This window comes from Sphingopyxis sp. JAI128, from assembly GCF_014207235.1.
GTDB lineage: Bacteria > Pseudomonadota > Alphaproteobacteria > Sphingomonadales > Sphingomonadaceae > Sphingopyxis.
Genome location: NZ_JACHDA010000003.1, coordinates 313,283 through 328,948, shown reverse-complemented (window position 1 = coordinate 328,948; position 15,666 = coordinate 313,283). Strand labels below are relative to the sequence as shown.

Below are 15,666 nucleotides of genomic sequence, written 5' to 3'. Positions count from 1 at the left end.
ATCCTCGCTTGCCCGGCGTCGCCGCCTGCGGTTTCACCGGCCCTGCGCGGCGTGAGGGAGTGAGAGATTTTGGACCAACTGATAGCCACGGCGGCCACCGTCGCCGCGCCGGCGCCCGGCGCCGTCCCCGCAGACCGTCGCTGCCGCACTGGTCACGTTGTCGCCGCAGACGATCAATCCCGCGGACGTCGCCGCCTATATCGCTCCGCGCGACATCGCCGCTAACCTGCCCGCGCCGCCACCAACCACCGGGTCGCGGTGAGCACCCATTCTCGCGCGTGCCTCAGGCAGCGACGCCGACGATCTGGCGCAGGAGGCCTTCGTCGGCGCCTGGCAGCGGGCGGGGGATTTCCGGGGGCAGGGAAGCTATGCCGCGTGGGTCATGGGATCGGCTGGCGCCTGTTCCTCGACCAGCCGCGCGAGGGACTCGCGACGGGCGAGGCGCCGTCGATGCTACCGACCCGCGGCCAGCCAGCGACGCCGCGATCGATGCTGACCGCTTGCTCGCGGGGTTGTCGGTACAGGAACGCGCCGCGCTCTTCCTGTGTTTTGGCCATGGCTGTCGTACGGTGAGGCGGCCGGGATCATAGGTGCCGCTTGGCACGCTTAAATCGCTGATCTTGCGCGCCCACGCTTCTGGCGCAGTTTTGCGTTCGAGGTGCTGGCCATCGGCGCGCTGCTCGCGGCGATTTGGTTTCTGTCTTCGGCGCCGCTGCTGGCACCGCTGGCCGGCGCGTCGCATTGGCGCCTCGCGCCGCCGCTACTGCTCATCCTGCTGCTCTGGTTCGGGACGCAGCGCTGGCGGCAGGCCTGACCCTGCCGGGTCAGGCCGGGTCTTCGCCGTCGACGCCCTGATATTTGAGCTGAAGATAGCGTTCGCGCGTCGCGAGCTTGTCGAGTTCGCCCGCCGCTAGGCTGCGCGCGGCGCTGCCGATCTCGCTTTCGAGCATCTTGAGCCCGCCGACGAGCGTTTCGTCGGGGGTGCGCCCGGCATATGCTTCGCCGCGCAGCCCGGCGGGGATGCGCTGGTAGCCCGCGACGAGTTCGGGGAGGTCTTCGCCGACGAGCTTTCGGATATTGGCGGCTGCGGGGCTCGACGCGTCGAGCGTCTGGAGTTGCGGCGCGAGCAGGTCGAGCTGGACGCCGATCCCGTCGACGAGCTGGCGTGCCGGCGCGGGGAGCGCCGGGCGCTGCGCTTCGAGCCAGATTTCGGCGCGGCCGGCGAGTTGCTTAAGGTCGGTTTTCGGCAGATCTGCCTGACGCGGTTCGGGGAAGGGGGGGCGGCCGAACAGCACCGCGACGCCGACCAGCAGGACGAACAGCGCGAGCAGCCCGGTGAAGCCGAGCGGCTGGATCAGCGCCCCGAACAGCGCGGCGCCAAGCAGAACGACGCCGCCGGCGATCAACATCCGGCCAAGCTTCTTGAACAGATGCTGGCGGCGCAGCGCGACGCTCTTGGTGCCGATCGGGCGGCGGCGCTCGCGCGACCGTTCGATCGCCGATTCGGCCGACAGCCGGATCTTGTCGACTTCGCTCATCGTCATCGCGCGCCTTAGCCTTCGATCGACGCCAGCGGGCTGTCGGCACCGCCGACGCTCGCCTGCGCCTGGCTCGCCCCTTCGGCGCGCGCGATATAGCCCTTCGACTTCGCAACCTCGCCTTCGAGCGCGTTGACCGTGGTCTTCATGCTGTCGAGAGCCTTCAGCTTGAAGGTGTCGATCGCATCCATCGTGTCGTAGATATTCTGGAACGCACGGCTCAGCGTCTCCATCGGGATGGTGCTCGATGCCGCCTGTTCGTGGATGCGCGCCGTATTGTCCTTCAGCATCTTCGAAGTGCCGTCGATGATGTTCGCGGTCGTCGTGTTGAGCGCGGTGATCTGTTCGAGTACCAGCTTCTGGTTCGTCATCGCCTGCGCAACGGTGATCGCGGTCTTGAGCGCGCCGACGGTGGTGGTCGAAGCACGATCGACGCCCTTCACCAGCTCGACATTATTCTTTTTGACGAGGTCGAGCGCGAGATAGCCCTGCACCGTCACCGCCATTTGGGTCAGCAGGTCCTGCGTGCGCTGGCGGGCGTAGAAAAGGGCATTTTCGCGAAGGACCTTCGCCTTGGCGGGATCGGTGCCGTCGAGTTCGGCGGCCTTCATCTCAAGCTTGTCGTCGAGCGTCTGCGCGATGTGGATCATCTGTTCGAGCTTGCCCATCGCTTCCCACAGCTTGCGGCGTTCGACGTCGATCGCGGCATTGTCCATCAGCAGTTCGTCCTTGCCGTTCGACAGGGCGGTGAGGACGCCGCTGATATGCGTCTGGGCGCTACGGTATTGCGCGAAATAATTGGTGACGCTGCTGCCGAAAATCTTGTCGAGGAAGCCGCGTTTCGACAGCAGCTTGCCGTTCGCCGACGGATCGAGCCGCTCGACGGTGTTACGCAGCTCGATCAGGTTCATCCCGATGTCGCTGTCGCGGTCCATCGCCTTGATCGGCCGGTCGAGGAAGCGGTTCGAATGGCTCGCCGCCTCCAGCATTTCCTTGCGGCCCATGTTGGTAATCTGGTCGACCTTTTGCCCAAAGGCGGGCGAATTGACGTCCTGCGCGACGAGGTCGTCGATGAAGCCGTCGACGCGCTCTTCGAGTTTGGATTTCTGCTCGGTCGACAGCGGGACAAGCCCCGCTGCCTTTTCGGGGGCGACGGACGGCACAGGCTCGGGCGGCGTCAGTTTCAAATCGTCGGTTACGGTCGCCGTTGCGGTCACTTCGCTCATTTGTCTTCCTTCCACCCCGATGCCGCATATCCATATGGCATGCGAGCCTGTATTGTTCAAGCACTACACCCGTTAGGCGCGCTTGAGTACGGGTGCGATCCACGCCGACAGGATCAGCTGTGCCATATGATAGACGAGGATCGGGACCAGCACCATGCCGGCGATGGCGGGCGCGAACAGCGTTGCCGCCAGCGGCGCGCCCACCGCAATGCTTTTCTGCGCGCCCGAAAAGAGCAATGTGATGCGGTCGGGCCGTGCGAGGCCGAGCAGCCGGCCGAATAGCCACGCACCGCCGAACGACAGCGCGAGTAGCGCGGCCACCAGCGCGAGGACGATGCCGACCTCGCGCCCATCGAGCAATTGCCAGATCCCGGCGACCACGGCCGCCGAAAAGGCGACATAGACGGCGACCGCGATCGCGGTCCGGTCCATCAGGGTCGCAAGGCCGCGGTGCGCGAGTACCCACGGCCTGAGCCAGCGCTGGACGATCTGCCCGGCGATGAAAGGCAGCAGCATTATGGCGACGATGCGCAGCGCCCCCTCCCCACGGATCGCCCCCGCGCTCCCGGCCAGCGCGGCGAACAACAGCGGCGAGGCGATCACGCCGGTCAGGTTGAGCAGTGCCGCGGCAACGACGCTGGCCGCGACATTGCCGCCGGCGAGGCTCGACGCCGCGGTCGCCGACTGGACGGTCGAGGGCAGGATGCCGAGGAAGAGGAAGCCGAGGGCAAGCGGAGCGGGAAGGAAGGGGGCGGCCGCAAGCTGCGCGCCGAGCCCGAGCAGCGCCATGGCGCCGAAGCAGAACAGGAAGGCGCCGCCCTGCAATGTCCAGTTGCGGATGCCGTGCAGCACTTCGTCGCGCGGCAGGCGGACGCCGTTCAGGAAAAACAGCAGGACGATCGCGGCCGTGGATACGGCCTGCGCGATCGGCACCGCCGGGCCGCGCACCGGCAGCAGGCTGGCGATCAGGATCGTCGCGAGCAGGATGGGGACGAAGCGGTCGGGAAAGATGCGCCCAAGCATGGGGCGAGCGATGGCGGTGCCGCACACGCTTGGCAAGAGCGTACGAAACGATAGACCGGCGCGATGGCCGATATGCTGATTCTCGCCGCGCTGCCCGAAGAGGCCGAAGTGTTGTTCCCCGGCGCCGGGGTGCGAACCGACGGGCCGCTTGGCGTGCGCCGGATCGACGCGCACGGCCGCGCGCTGGTCGTCGCGACCTGCGGGCTCGGCAAAGTCAACGCAGCGCTCGCGGCGGGCCTGCTCGGCGCCGATGCCGACCTGCTGCTGATGACCGGCACCTGCGGATCGCTCGGCGCTGCGCCCGGCGCCTATTGGCTGACCGAGGCGCTGCAGCATGATTATGGCGCGAACGAACCCGGTCGTTTCCGTCGCTATCGCGCCGGCGACTGGCCGATGGGCGAGCCCGGCGAGGCGCATTTTTCGGCGATGCCCGATCCGGGGCTCGGCCTGCCGCATGCGCGCATCGCGAGCGGCGACAGTTTCGTCGCCTGTCCTACGGCGGCGGCGGACCTGAAGGCGCTCGGCGCGACCCTCGTCGATATGGAGGTCGGCGCTGTGGCGCAGGCCGCGATGCGGATGGGCAAGCCGTGGGCGGCGATCAAGGCGGTAACCGACGAGGCGAACGATGCGAGCGGCGGCGATTTCCAGGCGAACCTGCGCCGCGCCGCGCGGGCCGCCGCGCAAGAGGTCGAGCGGCTGGTCGCGATGCTGTGATGCGCCGGCTCATCGTCGGCCTGATTGCGGCCTTGCTGCTGCTGCTGCTGTTCGTAGCGACGCCGATCCGCCATCACTTCGCGCCGCGCGACGCCGACCTGTTCGCAGAATGGCGCGGAGGTGCCGCCAGGGCCGACGTTGCGGCGATCGAGGCCTATTTGAAGGGCGAAGGCGTCGGCGGCGTGCTGCAAATCGCCGATATCCTGCGCAGCGATGCGCGCTGGCGCCGCTGCGAAGCCGCCGAACCGTTCGCCGTGCCGCCGCGGCGCCTGTGGCCCGCGATGGTGCCGACGCTGCGCTATGTCCGCGACCATGTCGTCCCCGCGGTCGGCCCGGTGCGCTTCGCGGTCGGGCTCGGCATCTATAATGCCACGCGCTTCCACATCGATACGGCGGGCTATCGCCGCTGGGGCGCCGACTATCGCGGCGCGACCTCGCCCTGGGCCTGACGCTTCCTGATCTCGGCAATCATGTTGCGCCGCAGCACCACTTCTGTTAGGGGCGCGGCGTTTCGCGGCGCTCCGGGCGCTGCCCTCTCCAAAAGGCTTATTTCCGCATGTCTTTGCGCAATATTGCGATTATCGCACACGTCGACCATGGCAAGACGACCCTCGTCGACCAGCTGTTCCGCCAGTCGGGCACCTTCCGCGACAACCAGCGTGTCGAAGAAAGAGCCATGGATTCCAATGACTTGGAAAAGGAGCGCGGGATCACGATTCTGGCGAAATGCACCTCGGTCGAATGGGGCGAAGGCGCCGGACAGACGCGCATCAACATCGTCGACACGCCGGGCCACGCCGACTTCGGCGGCGAGGTCGAGCGCATCCTGTCGATGGTCGACGGCGTCATCCTGCTCGTCGATGCGGCCGAGGGCCCGATGCCGCAGACCAAGTTCGTCACCGGCAAGGCGCTCGCACTGGGCCTGAAGCCCATCGTCGTCGTCAACAAGATCGACCGCAGCGACGCGCGCGCGGCCGAAGTGCTCGACGAAGTGTTCGAGCTGTTCCTGACCTTGGAAGCCAATGACGAACAGCTCGACTTCCCGATCCTCTATGCCTCGGGCCGCGGCGGCTATGCGTCGGAAAGCCCCGACGCGCGCGAGGGCGATTTGACCCCGCTGTTCGAGACGATCGTCCGTCACGTGCCCTCGCCGGGGCTCGACGAAGACGCGCCCTTCACCTTCCTCGCGACCCTGCTCGACCGCGACAATTTCATCGGCCGCATCCTGACCGGGCGCGTCCAGTCGGGCACGGTCAAGGTCAACCAGCCGATCCACGCGCTCGACATGGACGGCAAGGTCATCGAGACCGGTCGCGCGTCGAAGCTGCTCGCGTTCCGCGGGCTCGACCGCGTGCCGGTCGAGGAAGCGCGCGCGGGCGACATCGTCGCGATCGCGGGCCTCGCGCAGGCGACCGTCGCGAACACCATCGCCGACACCAGCGTCAGCGAGCCGATCGCCGCGCAGCCGATCGACCCGCCGACGCTGTCGATGCGCTTTGCCGTCAACGACAGCCCGATGGCCGGCCGCGAGGGCAGCAAGGTCACGAGCCGCATGATCCGCGACCGCCTGTTCCGCGAAGCCGAAACCAATGTCGCGATCCGCATTACCGAAAGCGCCGACAAGGACAGCTTCGAAGTCGCGGGCCGCGGCGAGCTTCAGCTCGGCGTGCTCATCGAAACGATGCGCCGCGAAGGCTTCGAACTCGGGATCAGCCGCCCCAAGGTGCTGTACCAGACCGACGAGAGCGGCCAGCGCACCGAACCCTATGAAACCGTCGTCATCGACGTCGACGACGAACATTCGGGCACGGTCGTCGAGAAGATGCAGATCCGCAAAGCCGACCTCACCGACATGCGCCCGTCGGGCGGCGGCAAGACGCGCATCACCTTCAGCGGCCCGTCGCGCGGCCTGATCGGTTATCACGGCGAATTCCTGTCCGACACGCGCGGCACCGGCATCATGAACCGATTGTTCGAGAAATATGGCCCGTACAAGGGTGTGATCGAGGGCCGCAAGAACGGCGTCCTCATCTCGAACGGCAATGGCGAGGCGGTTGCTTATGCCCTGGGCCCGCTCGAAGAGCGCGGCATCCTGTTCGTCTCGCCCGGCGAGGCGCTGTACGAGGGCATGATCATCGGCGAGAATGCCAAGCCCGACGATCTCGAGGTCAATCCGATGAAGTCGAAGCAGCTCACGAACTTCCGTTCGACGGGCAAGGACGATGCGATCCGCCTGACCCCGCCGCGCCGCATGACACTCGAACAGGCGATCGCCTATATCGACGATGACGAGATGGTCGAGGTGACGCCGAAGAACATCCGCATCCGCAAGGCGCTGCTCGACCCGCATGAGCGGAAGAAGGCGAGCCGCAAGAAGGAAGCGGCGTAAGACCAATGGGGCGGCCAGCGATGGTCGCCCCTTTCTTTTTGATAGCTTGTCCCAGTCGTTTTCCCGCCTTCGTCATCCCGGGCTTGACCCGGGATCCATTGCAGCGCTGAAGTCATGGACCCCGGATCAAGTCCGGGGTGACGAAGGAAGAGGGAGGCGAGAGGCCATGCGAGGAACGACGCTGTGACCCGCCTCATCCTGTTCAACAAGCCGTACGGCGTCCTGTCGCAATTCACCGACCGCGGCAGCGAAACGGCGCGCGCGACCTTGTCCGACTATATCGACGTGCCGGGCGTCTATCCCGCCGGGCGGCTGGACCGCGACAGCGAGGGCTTGCTGATCCTGACCGACGACGGCGCGCTGCAGGCGCGGATTTCGTCGCCGAAGCACAAGATGCCCAAAACCTATCTTGCGCAGGTCGAGGGCGAGCCGGGCGACGCCGCGCTGGCGGCGCTCGCCCGCGGCGTCACGCTGAACGACGGCCCCACGCGCCCCGCGACCGTCCGCCGCATCGACCCGCCGCCGCTCTGGGACCGCGACCCGCCGGTGCGCTACCGCAAGAGCGTGCCCGACGCGTGGATCGAACTCACCATCACCGAAGGCCGCAACCGCCAGGTGCGGCGGATGACGGCGGCGGTGGGGTTTCCGACGCTGCGGCTGGTGCGGTGGCGGATCGGGGAGTGGGAGATTGGGGATTTGGCGGTGGGGGTGTGGCGGGAGGTTGGGTGAGGAGTTGCGCTCCACAGTTCAGAAACTCTGCGCCAATCAAAAAGAGATCATCGACAGTTTTAAAAGTGCGGTGCACAATCAGATAGTGGACTGCATTTGTGAAGGCTCAAAAGATGTCAGCAAAGCAAGAAAATGGCACTGGCGACGGAGCGGCCGCCGAGGCCAGTCCTGTGGATATGCCGAACCAAGTCTCGATTGTGCCGGACAGTAAAGATGCCCCAAAGAGAGGAGCGTTGGTTGTCCCACCTAAGAGCACAGATATGGGACCAGAACGCAGCGACTTGCCTGGAACGCCAATTGTGCGCCCCCAAATGGCTCGAACGACCCATACAAAAATGGTTTTGAAGAATAGGCGGTTTGACGATTTGAATGCCAACAAGGCGACCTTTGTAGATTGTGATTTTTCATATTGTGTATTTGAACGCGCGTATCTCCGATCTGGCACATTTCGAAATTGTAATTTTGTTGGATGTCAATTTTACGACTCAAATCTTCGTGGTGCATCATTCTATAGCTGCGATTTCCGTTTCGCTACGTTTCATCGAACACTTTTGGAGCCGAAGGAGATTTTGGCAAACCTCCCCCTCGAACCAAACTTGCGTCGAGATTCTCTACAAAATTTGAGGTCGAATGCAGTGGAGATAGGAGATTATAAATCTCAGCGCCTCTATGTATTGAGTGAGATTGAGGCGAGGGCCGACCACCTGACTCGTGCATTCAGCGGTTCGGAATCGTACTATCGGGAAAAATACGGCACCGTCCTCGACAAGCTCCGGGCAGGAGTGGAGCTTGGGACATTGCGACTAGGCGGGGCGATTTGGGGGCACGGTGAAAAGCCTCTGCTGATTGCTGTAAGCGCTACTGTTCTTATTCTTGCCATGACTCTGTTTAATTTTTGGTCCGTTATCCCTCGCGTCGGATGGGAAGAAACCGGATCTGGCCTTCAAATTCTTCGTTATAGTATAGATCAATTTTTGGATGCTCAACCAAATCCCAATTTTCGAGGTTTTTTGATAGTTGATTACTGTCTAATTGCTATGCGATATCTTTATATCGGCTTGTTTATATCAGTGTTGCTTAAATGGCTCTCTCACCGCTGATGGGAGACCTGATAGGCGTATATGTGTTTGGCTCGGTTGCGAGAGGTGAGCGTGACGAGCGTAGTGACTTAGACCTCTTGGCAGTCGTCGAGGACGGAAAAGGTAAGGTCGATGAAAGAGAGGTGCTAGCTTTTGTTCCGAGGGATTGTCGAGAACTGGAGGCTTCGATTTCATGGTACGGCAGGAAACGGCTGAGGCAGATGTTCGCGAATGGTGAACTGTTCGCATGGCATCTGCATGGCGAGGCGAAGCCAATCTTCGAATTTGAGCCTGTCCTAGCCTCCTTTGGGCAGCCTTCGCGATATGTCGATGCTGTTGAGGATATTGCCTCATTCCGAAAGGTGCTCTCTGGTATCCCCGAGCAAATCCAAATGGCCCCCGATAATGCTTCATACGAGTTGGGCTTAGTTTATGTCTGCCTCCGCAATATCTGTATGTCAGCGTCAGCTGTTCTAAATGATAAGCCCGATTTTTCTCGATACTCCCCTTTCAATTTGCGCGGGTTCAAACACGTGCCGCTGAGTGTAGGAGAGTATGATGCAGCCATGGCATGTCGTATGGCTGGCCAGCGTGGTATGGCCCCGCCATCCGTGATGGATCTGCCATCCGCTAACTCGATATTCTCGCGCATCGAGCCTTGGTTGAGCGACCTTCAGGAGCAATTGGAGAACAGAAAATGAATGAACAAGCTTCCCGCCGCACCCGTTTTGAAGAGCGGGTTCGAGTAGAAAGGATGTTTCTTTCTCCGGTGAACCGCGTTTTTGGCACGGTGGCGCCACTCGCTGGAATGACGGGCGATGCCATTGAATCATGGGAAAGTCGGGCTTCGGCAACGGGTTCCGAACGAAATATCCAGCAGATTTCGAAATTGTTGCGCGAAGCTTCTCGTCGGGCAGAACTGTTAGCTGACAACTCGCGGGACGTCTTTGAGCGCGATAAAAATGTTGGCCCTGACGGATTAGCTGAGATTTTTCGGATGCTAGAGTTGGAGCTTGCGTAGTCAGTAGAGCAATTAATCCTCCAAAATTCCGTCTGTTTTCTTAAACGTTCTCCTTCGCCGCGATCCCGAGTGATCTATCGACCCGTGCCGTAGTGATGGGAACAAACCATAAACAAGCCCCTTTCCTACATTCCTCCGCCACGTCATACCCTGTCCGGTTTGGCTAACAGGAGGACGCATCATGCAGAACCGCACCCCCATTGCGAAGGAGGCGCGGCCGCCGCTGCCCGACTTTACGCCGGTGCCGCGCAAATACCGGCACGACGGGTGGACGCCCGAGCGGCAGAAGGCTTTTATCGCGGCGCTCGCCGATACGGGGTCGGTCAGCCGCGCGGCGGCGATGGTCAATATGGCGCAGACGAATTGCTATACGCTGCGCCGCGCGCCGGGGGCGGAGAGCTTTCGGCGGGCGTGGGAGGCGGCGCTCGATTTCGGGGTCGCGCGGCTGAAGGACATTGCGTTCGAACGCGCGATCGACGGCTATCTGGTGCCCGTCTTTGTCGCCGGCAAGCTGATGGGGTTCCGGCGGCGGCACAATGATGCGTTGCTGATGTTCTGCCTGCGCCATTATGGGCAGGACGCGGCGGGCAAGCGGACGACGATCAACTATTTCTCGACGCGGGCCAGCGCGGGGGCGGGCGCTGCGGTCGCGGGTGCCTCGACCGCCTCGACAGGCACGGGACAGGCTTTGCTCGACACGAACGGACATCAAGGTGGGGCCGCGGGCGCGGTGGCCGAAGCCTCGACGACGACGGTGCGGACGGTGATCCATGGTGCCGCGGCGGCGGGTGCGGGCGATCCGGTGGGGGCGCAGGACGCGGCGGCGGCGCTGCTGGGCGGGTTCGACGGGGTGGCGCTCGACGCACAGGCGCAGGCCGAGATCGACGCGGCGCTGCACGCGCTCGCCGAACGGCGACGCGCGCTGATCGCTGCGGCGGACGAGGGCGGGCCCGAGGCGATCGCCACGCAGCTCGACGATCCGGGGGTCGCGCTGGTGCAGCTGCGCGAGCATGACGCGCCCTATCATGGGCCGCTGCAGATGTACGAGGGCGCGCCGGGGGATGCCGAACCGGTGCAGCGCTTTGCGGGCGAGGCCGATTGGGTGAGCGCGGGGGGCGATATTCCCGAGGGCTATCTGGCGTGGATCGAGGCGGCGGAGGCGCGCGGCGAGCCGGTGCCGGCGGTGCCCTTGACCCCGGCCTTGGGCGACGGGGTGGCCGGGGTGAAGACGGTGCCGTCGTGGCGGCAGCGGCGGAAGGCGAAGGCGGCGCAGGGGGATGGCGCGGCGGAATGATCCCCCCGTCGCGCTTTGGCCGGCAGGCCGGCCGGCCGTCCAGGGCCAGCCGCCTTCGGGTTGCGATGGGGAGGGGGGTGCCCTGCGGCCCGGGGGCCGCAGGGGGAGGGGTCACTTGGTCGTGTAGCCGCCGTTGACGAGGATCGTCTGGCCGGTCATCCACCAGCCGTCCGACACGAGCATGCGGATCCACGGCACGATATCTTCGATGTCGGTGAGCCCAGTTTTCGAAAAGGGCGAGAGCGCCGCCGCCGATTTGTGATAGGCGACCGCATCGTCGCCTTCGGCGGGGTAGAAGAAGGGGGTGTCCATCGGCCCCGGTCCGATCGCGGTGACCGAAATGCCGCGCTCGCCGAACTCCTTCGACGCGGCGCGGGTGAAATGTTCGACCGGCGCCTTGGTCCCGGCATAAGCGGCGTAGAAGGGCGTATAGGCACCGAGCAGCGAGGTGACGAGCGTACATACCTTGCCATTGTCGTTCACATGCTTGCCCGCCTCTTTCAGGAAGAAGAAGGCGGTTTTCGAATTGACCGCGGTCATTTCGTCATATTCGTCCTCGCCGATCTCGGTGAAGGGCTTTTTGAGAACCTTGCCGACGGTGTTGATCGCGATGTCGGGGCGGCCGATGGCGGCAATCGTGTCGGCGAACAGCTTTTCGACCGCTCCCGCCGAGGTGAGGTCGGCCTGGAATGCCACGGCTTCGGCGCCCGCCGCGCGGACTGCGGCCAGCGTGGCTTCGGTTTCGGGGGCGGAAGCGGGGCTGTTGTAATGGATCGCGATCGCCTTTGCGCCGTGCGCAGCGAGGTCGCGCGCGATCAGCCCGCCCAGATTCTTGCCGCCGCCGGCGATGAGCACGGTCTTACCCTTGATGCTGTGATCGGCCATACTGGTCTCCTTGGCTGTTGTTTTTCCAAGGCTAAGCGCCTTTCGCCTTGCCCGCTTTCAAATTCCGGCACAGATTCGGAAAAATCGTCATGGCGAGTCGTGGGGGCTTGCAAGGTGGGTGATTGAACGAAGCCGCAACCATATGGGATGGCATCCGCCCGCGATCGCCGCGCGACGTCGTCGCCCGGCATCAGGCGCAGATCGGCCGGCTGGGCGTGCTGGCCGCCACCGAAAATCTGGCTTCGCCGACCGACTGGGCCTTTGAGGAAGCGCATCATGTCGTTGTCCTCCATCTCGGCGGGCGGCTCGACCGGATGGACTGCGAATTTTCGGTCGGACCGTCGGGACCGGCGATGCCGGCGCGCGGCGATATATGGATGATCCCCGCCGCGTGCCGCTATGCCGCGCTGGCGCAAGGCGAACGGGCGGAGTTCGTCGAACTCAGCGTGCCGACGGCGCTGCTCGCCGATGCGCCGCTGGCGGCGCGCGTGAAGCATCGCGACGAGTTTCTCTTTCGCGCGGGCGCGCGCCTTGCCGGGCTTGTTCGCGGGCCGGACGACGATCTGGCGCGGATGGCGGCGCACGAGGCCGGCGACGCGATCGAGCGGCATCTGCGGACCCATTACGGGTACCGCGAGCGGGGCGCGCGCCACCGGGCGCTGTCGGCATCGGAGCGCAACCGGCTGGCCGATGCGGTGCGCGGGCAGCTCGATGCCGAGCATAGTCTGGCCGCGCTCGCAGCGCTGGTCGGCATGGAGGTGCGGCGCTTTACCGATGCGTTTCACGACGCCTTCGGCCTGTCGCCCTGGCAATATGTGATGCGCGCGCGGCTCGACGAGGCGGCGCGGCGGCTGTGGCATGGCGCGGAGCCGGTGACCGAGGTGGCGCTGGCGACGGGTTTTGCCTCGCCCAGCCATTTCGCGACCGCCTTTGCCCGGCGCTTCGGGGTGCCGCCGTCGCGCTATCGGGCTGCGGCCCGATAGCGCGGTCGGCGACCCGCCGGATCAGAACTTCAGCCGCGCGCCGACATAGAATATGCGGCCATTGTCATAGATCGCGCGCGGACGGTCGCGGGTACCCGAATATTGCTCGATCTTCTCGTTGGTCAGGTTCACCGCGTCGGCGGTGAGCGCGATATTGTCGGTGATGTTGACGCTGACCGAGGCGTCGAGCGACGACAATGCGGCCTGGTTGAGCGGCGCCGCGCGGTCGATGTCGATGAAGAATTTCGACCGGTAATTATACGAGAGTCGGGCACTGACGAGGTCGTTCTCATAATAGCCCGTCAGGTTGAGCGAATGTTTCGAATTGCCCGGAATCGGGTCGCCATTGTTCGCCTTGGCGTCCGAGTAAGTGTAATTGACCACCGCGCCGAAGCCGCCCCCGATCGGGCGCGACACCTGGAATTCGAAGCCCTGGTTGCGCCCGCCGTCGCCGTTGCTGCGCCGGTTGATCTGATAGGGGCAGTCGAACAGGTTCGGGTTGCCGCCACCCGCCGCGACGCAGCCTGCGGGCTCGGACCCCGGCACGAAGACGCCCGGCAATATTTCGGTCGAGGTCGTGTTGACGATGTAGGACTGGATATCCTTGTAGAAGGCGGCGAGCGCGACGATCGTCTCGCGGTCGGGATAGAATTCGATCGACAGGTCGTACTGGTTGGCGCGGTACGGATCGAGGTTCGGATCGCCGCCGCGCCCGGTGAGCAGGGTGCCGTTGAGGTCGACGCCGGGGGTGATGTCGACGAAGTCGGGGCGCGTCACCGTCTTGCCCGCGGCGAAGCGCAGCACGACCTGGTCCGACAGGTCGACGGACAGGTTCGCGCTCGGCAGGATGTCGGTGTAGGAGCGCTTGGCGCGCGAGGGGGTGAAGCCGCCGAACGGGTTGGTGAATTCGGGGTTCGCACCGCCGATGGTGAAGCCGTCCGACGTCTGCTTCGTTTCGATCACCCGCACGCCGACATTGCCGCGCCAGCCGTCGCCGCCGAATTTGGCAAGGCCGTACCCGCCCCAAGCCTTTTCGTTGATCGAGTAAGTGTTGCCGGGGACGAGGAAGCGGTCGTTGGAGGGGGACGTCGACGCGCCATAGATGGCGCGCAGCTTCGCGGGATCGACGCGCCAATAATCGCGGAGCGTGCCGGGCGCGGCGATATTGCCCAGAAAGTCGCCGGGCATGCCGCCGCCGGTCGCGAAATCGGCCGCGGTGCACGGCGCCCCGTCGCAGCGGAGGCCCGGCGTAAAGACGCCGCCGTTGGTCGCGAAGCGTTCGGCGGCGCGGTCGTGGTCGGTATATTTGAGCCCGAATTTGAGCGCGGTGAGCGGCCCCCATTCGACCTCTTTCTCGACGTCGAGATAGACATATTTTTCTTCATCGTCGTTGGTCACCGACTGGATGCGGCCGAAATCGGGGTGGATGCCCGCGGGGTCGAGCGGATCGGGGTTCGCGAAGCTGACTTCGGGGCGGCCGCTGGTTAGGTCGTAGCCGAAGGCGCCGGGGCCGGCGAATTCGATGAAATTCTCATTGCTCGTGTCGCCGTTCGCCTTGGTCCAGCCGGCCTTGAAATGCACCGAGAGGCTGTCGGTCGGGCGATAGGTCAGGTCGAAATCGGCGGAGACGGTCTTCGCGACCGCTTGCCGGTCGATCGCGTCATAGACGACGCCGAAACCGGTGGTGCCGCCATTGGCCGAGGCGATATCGCCCGACACGGCGACGCCGCCCTGCACCACGGCATTGCTGATCGTGCCGCCGCCGGCGAGCGCCTGTTCGCCCCATGCGATATAATTCTGGTTGAAGTTGTCGGCGTTGAAGCGGGAATAGAGGCCCGTGATGTTGACTTCGAGCTGATCCGACGGGCGGAACTGGATGCCGATATTGGCGCCATAGCGTTCGCGCGTCTGTTCGAACAAGGTCGAGCCGATCAGCGTCGGGACGAGCGCGTCGCCGCCGCCGACGGGGAAGGAGCGGTAGCCGAAGATTTCGAGCCCGTCGCGGCGCGTGCGGCGCTTCTGGTAGATCGCGCCGACGAGGACGCCGAACGTCTCGTCGGCGTTTTTCCAGCTGACGAGCCCCGACAATTGCGGGTCGAATTTTTCCGACAGGTCCGAATAGGCGCCCTGCACCGAGGCGGAGAGGGTGAGCGGGTCGAGGTCGAGCGGGCTCCGCGTGATGACGTTGATCGTGCCGCCGACACCGCCTTCCTCGACGTCGGCCTGCGGGCTCTTGTAAACTTCGAGGCGGCCGATGATTTCGGCGGGCAGGGTGAGGTAGTTGAAACTGCGCGTCGAAGCGACCTGATCGAGGATGAACCAATCGGCGGTCGCGACGCTGTGGCCGTTGAGGAGGGTCTTGTTAAGGTTCGGAGCGGTGCCGCGGAGCGACACGCGCTCGCCTTCGCCGAACTCGCGGTTGACGACGATGCCGGGGACGCGCTGAAGCGCCTCGGCGACATTCTTGTCGGGGAATTTGCCGACATCCTCGGCGGTGACGACATCGGCGATGACGGACAGGTCCCGCTTGGCGTCGATTGCTTCGCGCAGCGATCCGCGGATGCCGGTGACAATGATTTCGCTTTCGGCCGTAGCGGCGTCGGCGGCGGACGCGGCGGTCTGCGCCTGGGCGGTCGAAGCGGCGAGAAGCATCGTACCAATGCTCGCCGAAGCCAGCCAATATCGGATATTGGTCATGTCAAATTCCCTCCTCGTGGATGCCAATCAGCTATACCTGCTGATTTAGCGCGGAATTTATACGGACCAATCCTCGGGTCAATCTCGT

At 64.5% G+C, this 15,666-nt stretch carries 16 protein-coding genes; 11 read left to right on the top strand and 5 right to left on the bottom strand.

Annotation, left to right across the window (positions count from 1 at the left end; all coding sequences use genetic code 11):
- Positions 1–268: 268 nt before the first annotated feature.
- Positions 269–496, top strand: coding sequence for a sigma factor (locus tag HDC35_RS19940; RefSeq protein ID WP_184646515.1), 228 nt, complete (start codon positions 269–271; stop codon positions 494–496).
- Between the two features lie 162 nt (positions 497–658).
- Positions 659–814, top strand: a complete 156-nt coding sequence (locus HDC35_RS08940; protein WP_184645831.1) for a hypothetical protein — start codon at positions 659–661, stop codon at positions 812–814.
- A 10-nt stretch (positions 815–824) separates the two neighbouring features.
- On the opposite strand, the gene HDC35_RS08935 is transcribed toward HDC35_RS08940, so the two are convergent.
- The 3 genes from HDC35_RS08935 to HDC35_RS08925 all read right to left on the bottom strand — a co-directional run bounded on the left by HDC35_RS08935 (position 825) and on the right by HDC35_RS08925 (position 3,787).
- Positions 825–1,538, bottom strand: a complete 714-nt coding sequence (locus HDC35_RS08935; protein ID WP_260397630.1) for a hypothetical protein — start codon at positions 1,536–1,538, stop codon at positions 825–827.
- 14 nt (positions 1,539–1,552) lie between these two features.
- A complete protein-coding gene (locus HDC35_RS08930) occupies positions 1,553–2,764 on the bottom strand; it encodes a toxic anion resistance protein (RefSeq protein ID WP_184645826.1) in 1,212 nt (403 codons plus the stop codon).
- Between the two features lie 72 nt (positions 2,765–2,836).
- Positions 2,837–3,787: a bile acid:sodium symporter family protein gene (locus HDC35_RS08925; RefSeq protein ID WP_184645825.1), complete on the bottom strand. Its 951-nt coding sequence runs from the start codon at positions 3,785–3,787 to the stop codon at positions 2,837–2,839.
- A gap of 63 nt (positions 3,788–3,850) precedes the next feature.
- Here HDC35_RS08925 and HDC35_RS08920 point away from each other — a divergent pair, with 63 nt between their 5' ends.
- From HDC35_RS08920 to HDC35_RS08885, 8 genes are all read left to right on the top strand, one after another.
- Positions 3,851–4,501, top strand: a complete 651-nt coding sequence (locus HDC35_RS08920; RefSeq protein WP_184645823.1) for a purine phosphorylase — start codon at positions 3,851–3,853, stop codon at positions 4,499–4,501.
- Positions 4,501–4,950, top strand: coding sequence for a hypothetical protein (locus HDC35_RS08915; RefSeq protein ID WP_184645821.1), 450 nt, complete (start codon positions 4,501–4,503; stop codon positions 4,948–4,950). The genes HDC35_RS08920 and HDC35_RS08915 overlap by 1 nt, the downstream gene beginning before the upstream one ends.
- Before the next feature lie 107 nt (positions 4,951–5,057).
- The gene (typA, locus tag HDC35_RS08910) at positions 5,058–6,890 is read left to right on the top strand and encodes a translational GTPase TypA (RefSeq protein ID WP_184645819.1); all 1,833 of its coding nucleotides are present in this window, start codon (positions 5,058–5,060) and stop codon (positions 6,888–6,890) included.
- A gap of 183 nt (positions 6,891–7,073) precedes the next feature.
- The gene (locus HDC35_RS08905) at positions 7,074–7,619 is read left to right on the top strand and encodes an rRNA large subunit pseudouridine synthase E (RefSeq protein WP_184645816.1); all 546 of its coding nucleotides are present in this window, start codon (positions 7,074–7,076) and stop codon (positions 7,617–7,619) included.
- A 113-nt stretch (positions 7,620–7,732) separates the two neighbouring features.
- Complete coding sequence (locus HDC35_RS08900; protein WP_184645814.1) at positions 7,733–8,719, top strand: pentapeptide repeat-containing protein; 987 nt, start codon at positions 7,733–7,735, stop codon at positions 8,717–8,719.
- Complete coding sequence (locus HDC35_RS08895; protein ID WP_184645811.1) at positions 8,701–9,399, top strand: nucleotidyltransferase domain-containing protein; 699 nt, start codon at positions 8,701–8,703, stop codon at positions 9,397–9,399. The genes HDC35_RS08900 and HDC35_RS08895 overlap by 19 nt, the downstream gene beginning before the upstream one ends.
- Entirely contained in the window at positions 9,396–9,719 is a 324-nt protein-coding gene (locus HDC35_RS08890) for a hypothetical protein (RefSeq protein WP_184645809.1), read from the top strand. Before HDC35_RS08895 ends, HDC35_RS08890 begins: the two co-directional genes overlap by 4 nt.
- Before the next feature lie 181 nt (positions 9,720–9,900).
- Complete coding sequence (locus HDC35_RS08885) at positions 9,901–11,013, top strand: hypothetical protein (protein ID WP_184645807.1); 1,113 nt, start codon at positions 9,901–9,903, stop codon at positions 11,011–11,013.
- 111 nt (positions 11,014–11,124) lie between these two features.
- On the opposite strand, the gene HDC35_RS08880 is transcribed toward HDC35_RS08885, so the two are convergent.
- Positions 11,125–11,898: an SDR family oxidoreductase gene (locus HDC35_RS08880; RefSeq protein ID WP_184645805.1), complete on the bottom strand. Its 774-nt coding sequence runs from the start codon at positions 11,896–11,898 to the stop codon at positions 11,125–11,127.
- 122 nt (positions 11,899–12,020) lie between these two features.
- On the opposite strand from HDC35_RS08880, the gene HDC35_RS19840 reads away from it, so the two are divergent.
- Positions 12,021–12,881 carry an AraC family transcriptional regulator gene (locus HDC35_RS19840; RefSeq protein ID WP_311770741.1) on the top strand — a complete coding sequence of 287 codons (861 nt, stop codon included), beginning with the start codon at positions 12,021–12,023 and terminating at the stop codon, positions 12,879–12,881.
- Between the two features lie 21 nt (positions 12,882–12,902).
- Here HDC35_RS19840 and HDC35_RS08870 read toward each other — a convergent pair whose 3' ends face one another.
- A complete protein-coding gene (locus HDC35_RS08870; protein ID WP_260397629.1) occupies positions 12,903–15,578 on the bottom strand; it encodes a TonB-dependent receptor in 2,676 nt (891 codons plus the stop codon).
- Positions 15,579–15,666: the final 88 nt, after the last annotated feature.

Bases quoted from the DNA above. Each gene is read 5' to 3' on its own strand.
- HDC35_RS08935 (WP_260397630.1), bottom strand. From the start codon at position 1,538: ATGAGCGAAGTCGACAAGATCCGGCTGTCGGCCGAATCGGCGATCGAA.
- HDC35_RS08930 (WP_184645826.1), bottom strand. From the start codon at position 2,764: ATGAGCGAAGTGACCGCAACGGCGACCGTAACCGACGATTTGAAACTG.
- HDC35_RS08925 (WP_184645825.1), bottom strand. From the start codon at position 3,787: ATGCTTGGGCGCATCTTTCCCGACCGCTTCGTCCCCATCCTGCTCGCG.
- HDC35_RS08920 (WP_184645823.1), top strand. From the start codon at position 3,851: ATGGCCGATATGCTGATTCTCGCCGCGCTGCCCGAAGAGGCCGAAGTG.
- HDC35_RS08915 (WP_184645821.1), top strand. From the start codon at position 4,501: ATGCGCCGGCTCATCGTCGGCCTGATTGCGGCCTTGCTGCTGCTGCTG.
- typA (WP_184645819.1), top strand. From the start codon at position 5,058: ATGTCTTTGCGCAATATTGCGATTATCGCACACGTCGACCATGGCAAG.
- HDC35_RS08900 (WP_184645814.1), top strand. From the start codon at position 7,733: ATGTCAGCAAAGCAAGAAAATGGCACTGGCGACGGAGCGGCCGCCGAG.
- HDC35_RS08895 (WP_184645811.1), top strand. From the start codon at position 8,701: ATGGCTCTCTCACCGCTGATGGGAGACCTGATAGGCGTATATGTGTTT.
- HDC35_RS08890 (WP_184645809.1), top strand. From the start codon at position 9,396: ATGAATGAACAAGCTTCCCGCCGCACCCGTTTTGAAGAGCGGGTTCGA.
- HDC35_RS08885 (WP_184645807.1), top strand. From the start codon at position 9,901: ATGCAGAACCGCACCCCCATTGCGAAGGAGGCGCGGCCGCCGCTGCCC.
- HDC35_RS08880 (WP_184645805.1), bottom strand. From the start codon at position 11,898: ATGGCCGATCACAGCATCAAGGGTAAGACCGTGCTCATCGCCGGCGGC.
- HDC35_RS08870 (WP_260397629.1), bottom strand. From the start codon at position 15,578: ATGACCAATATCCGATATTGGCTGGCTTCGGCGAGCATTGGTACGATG.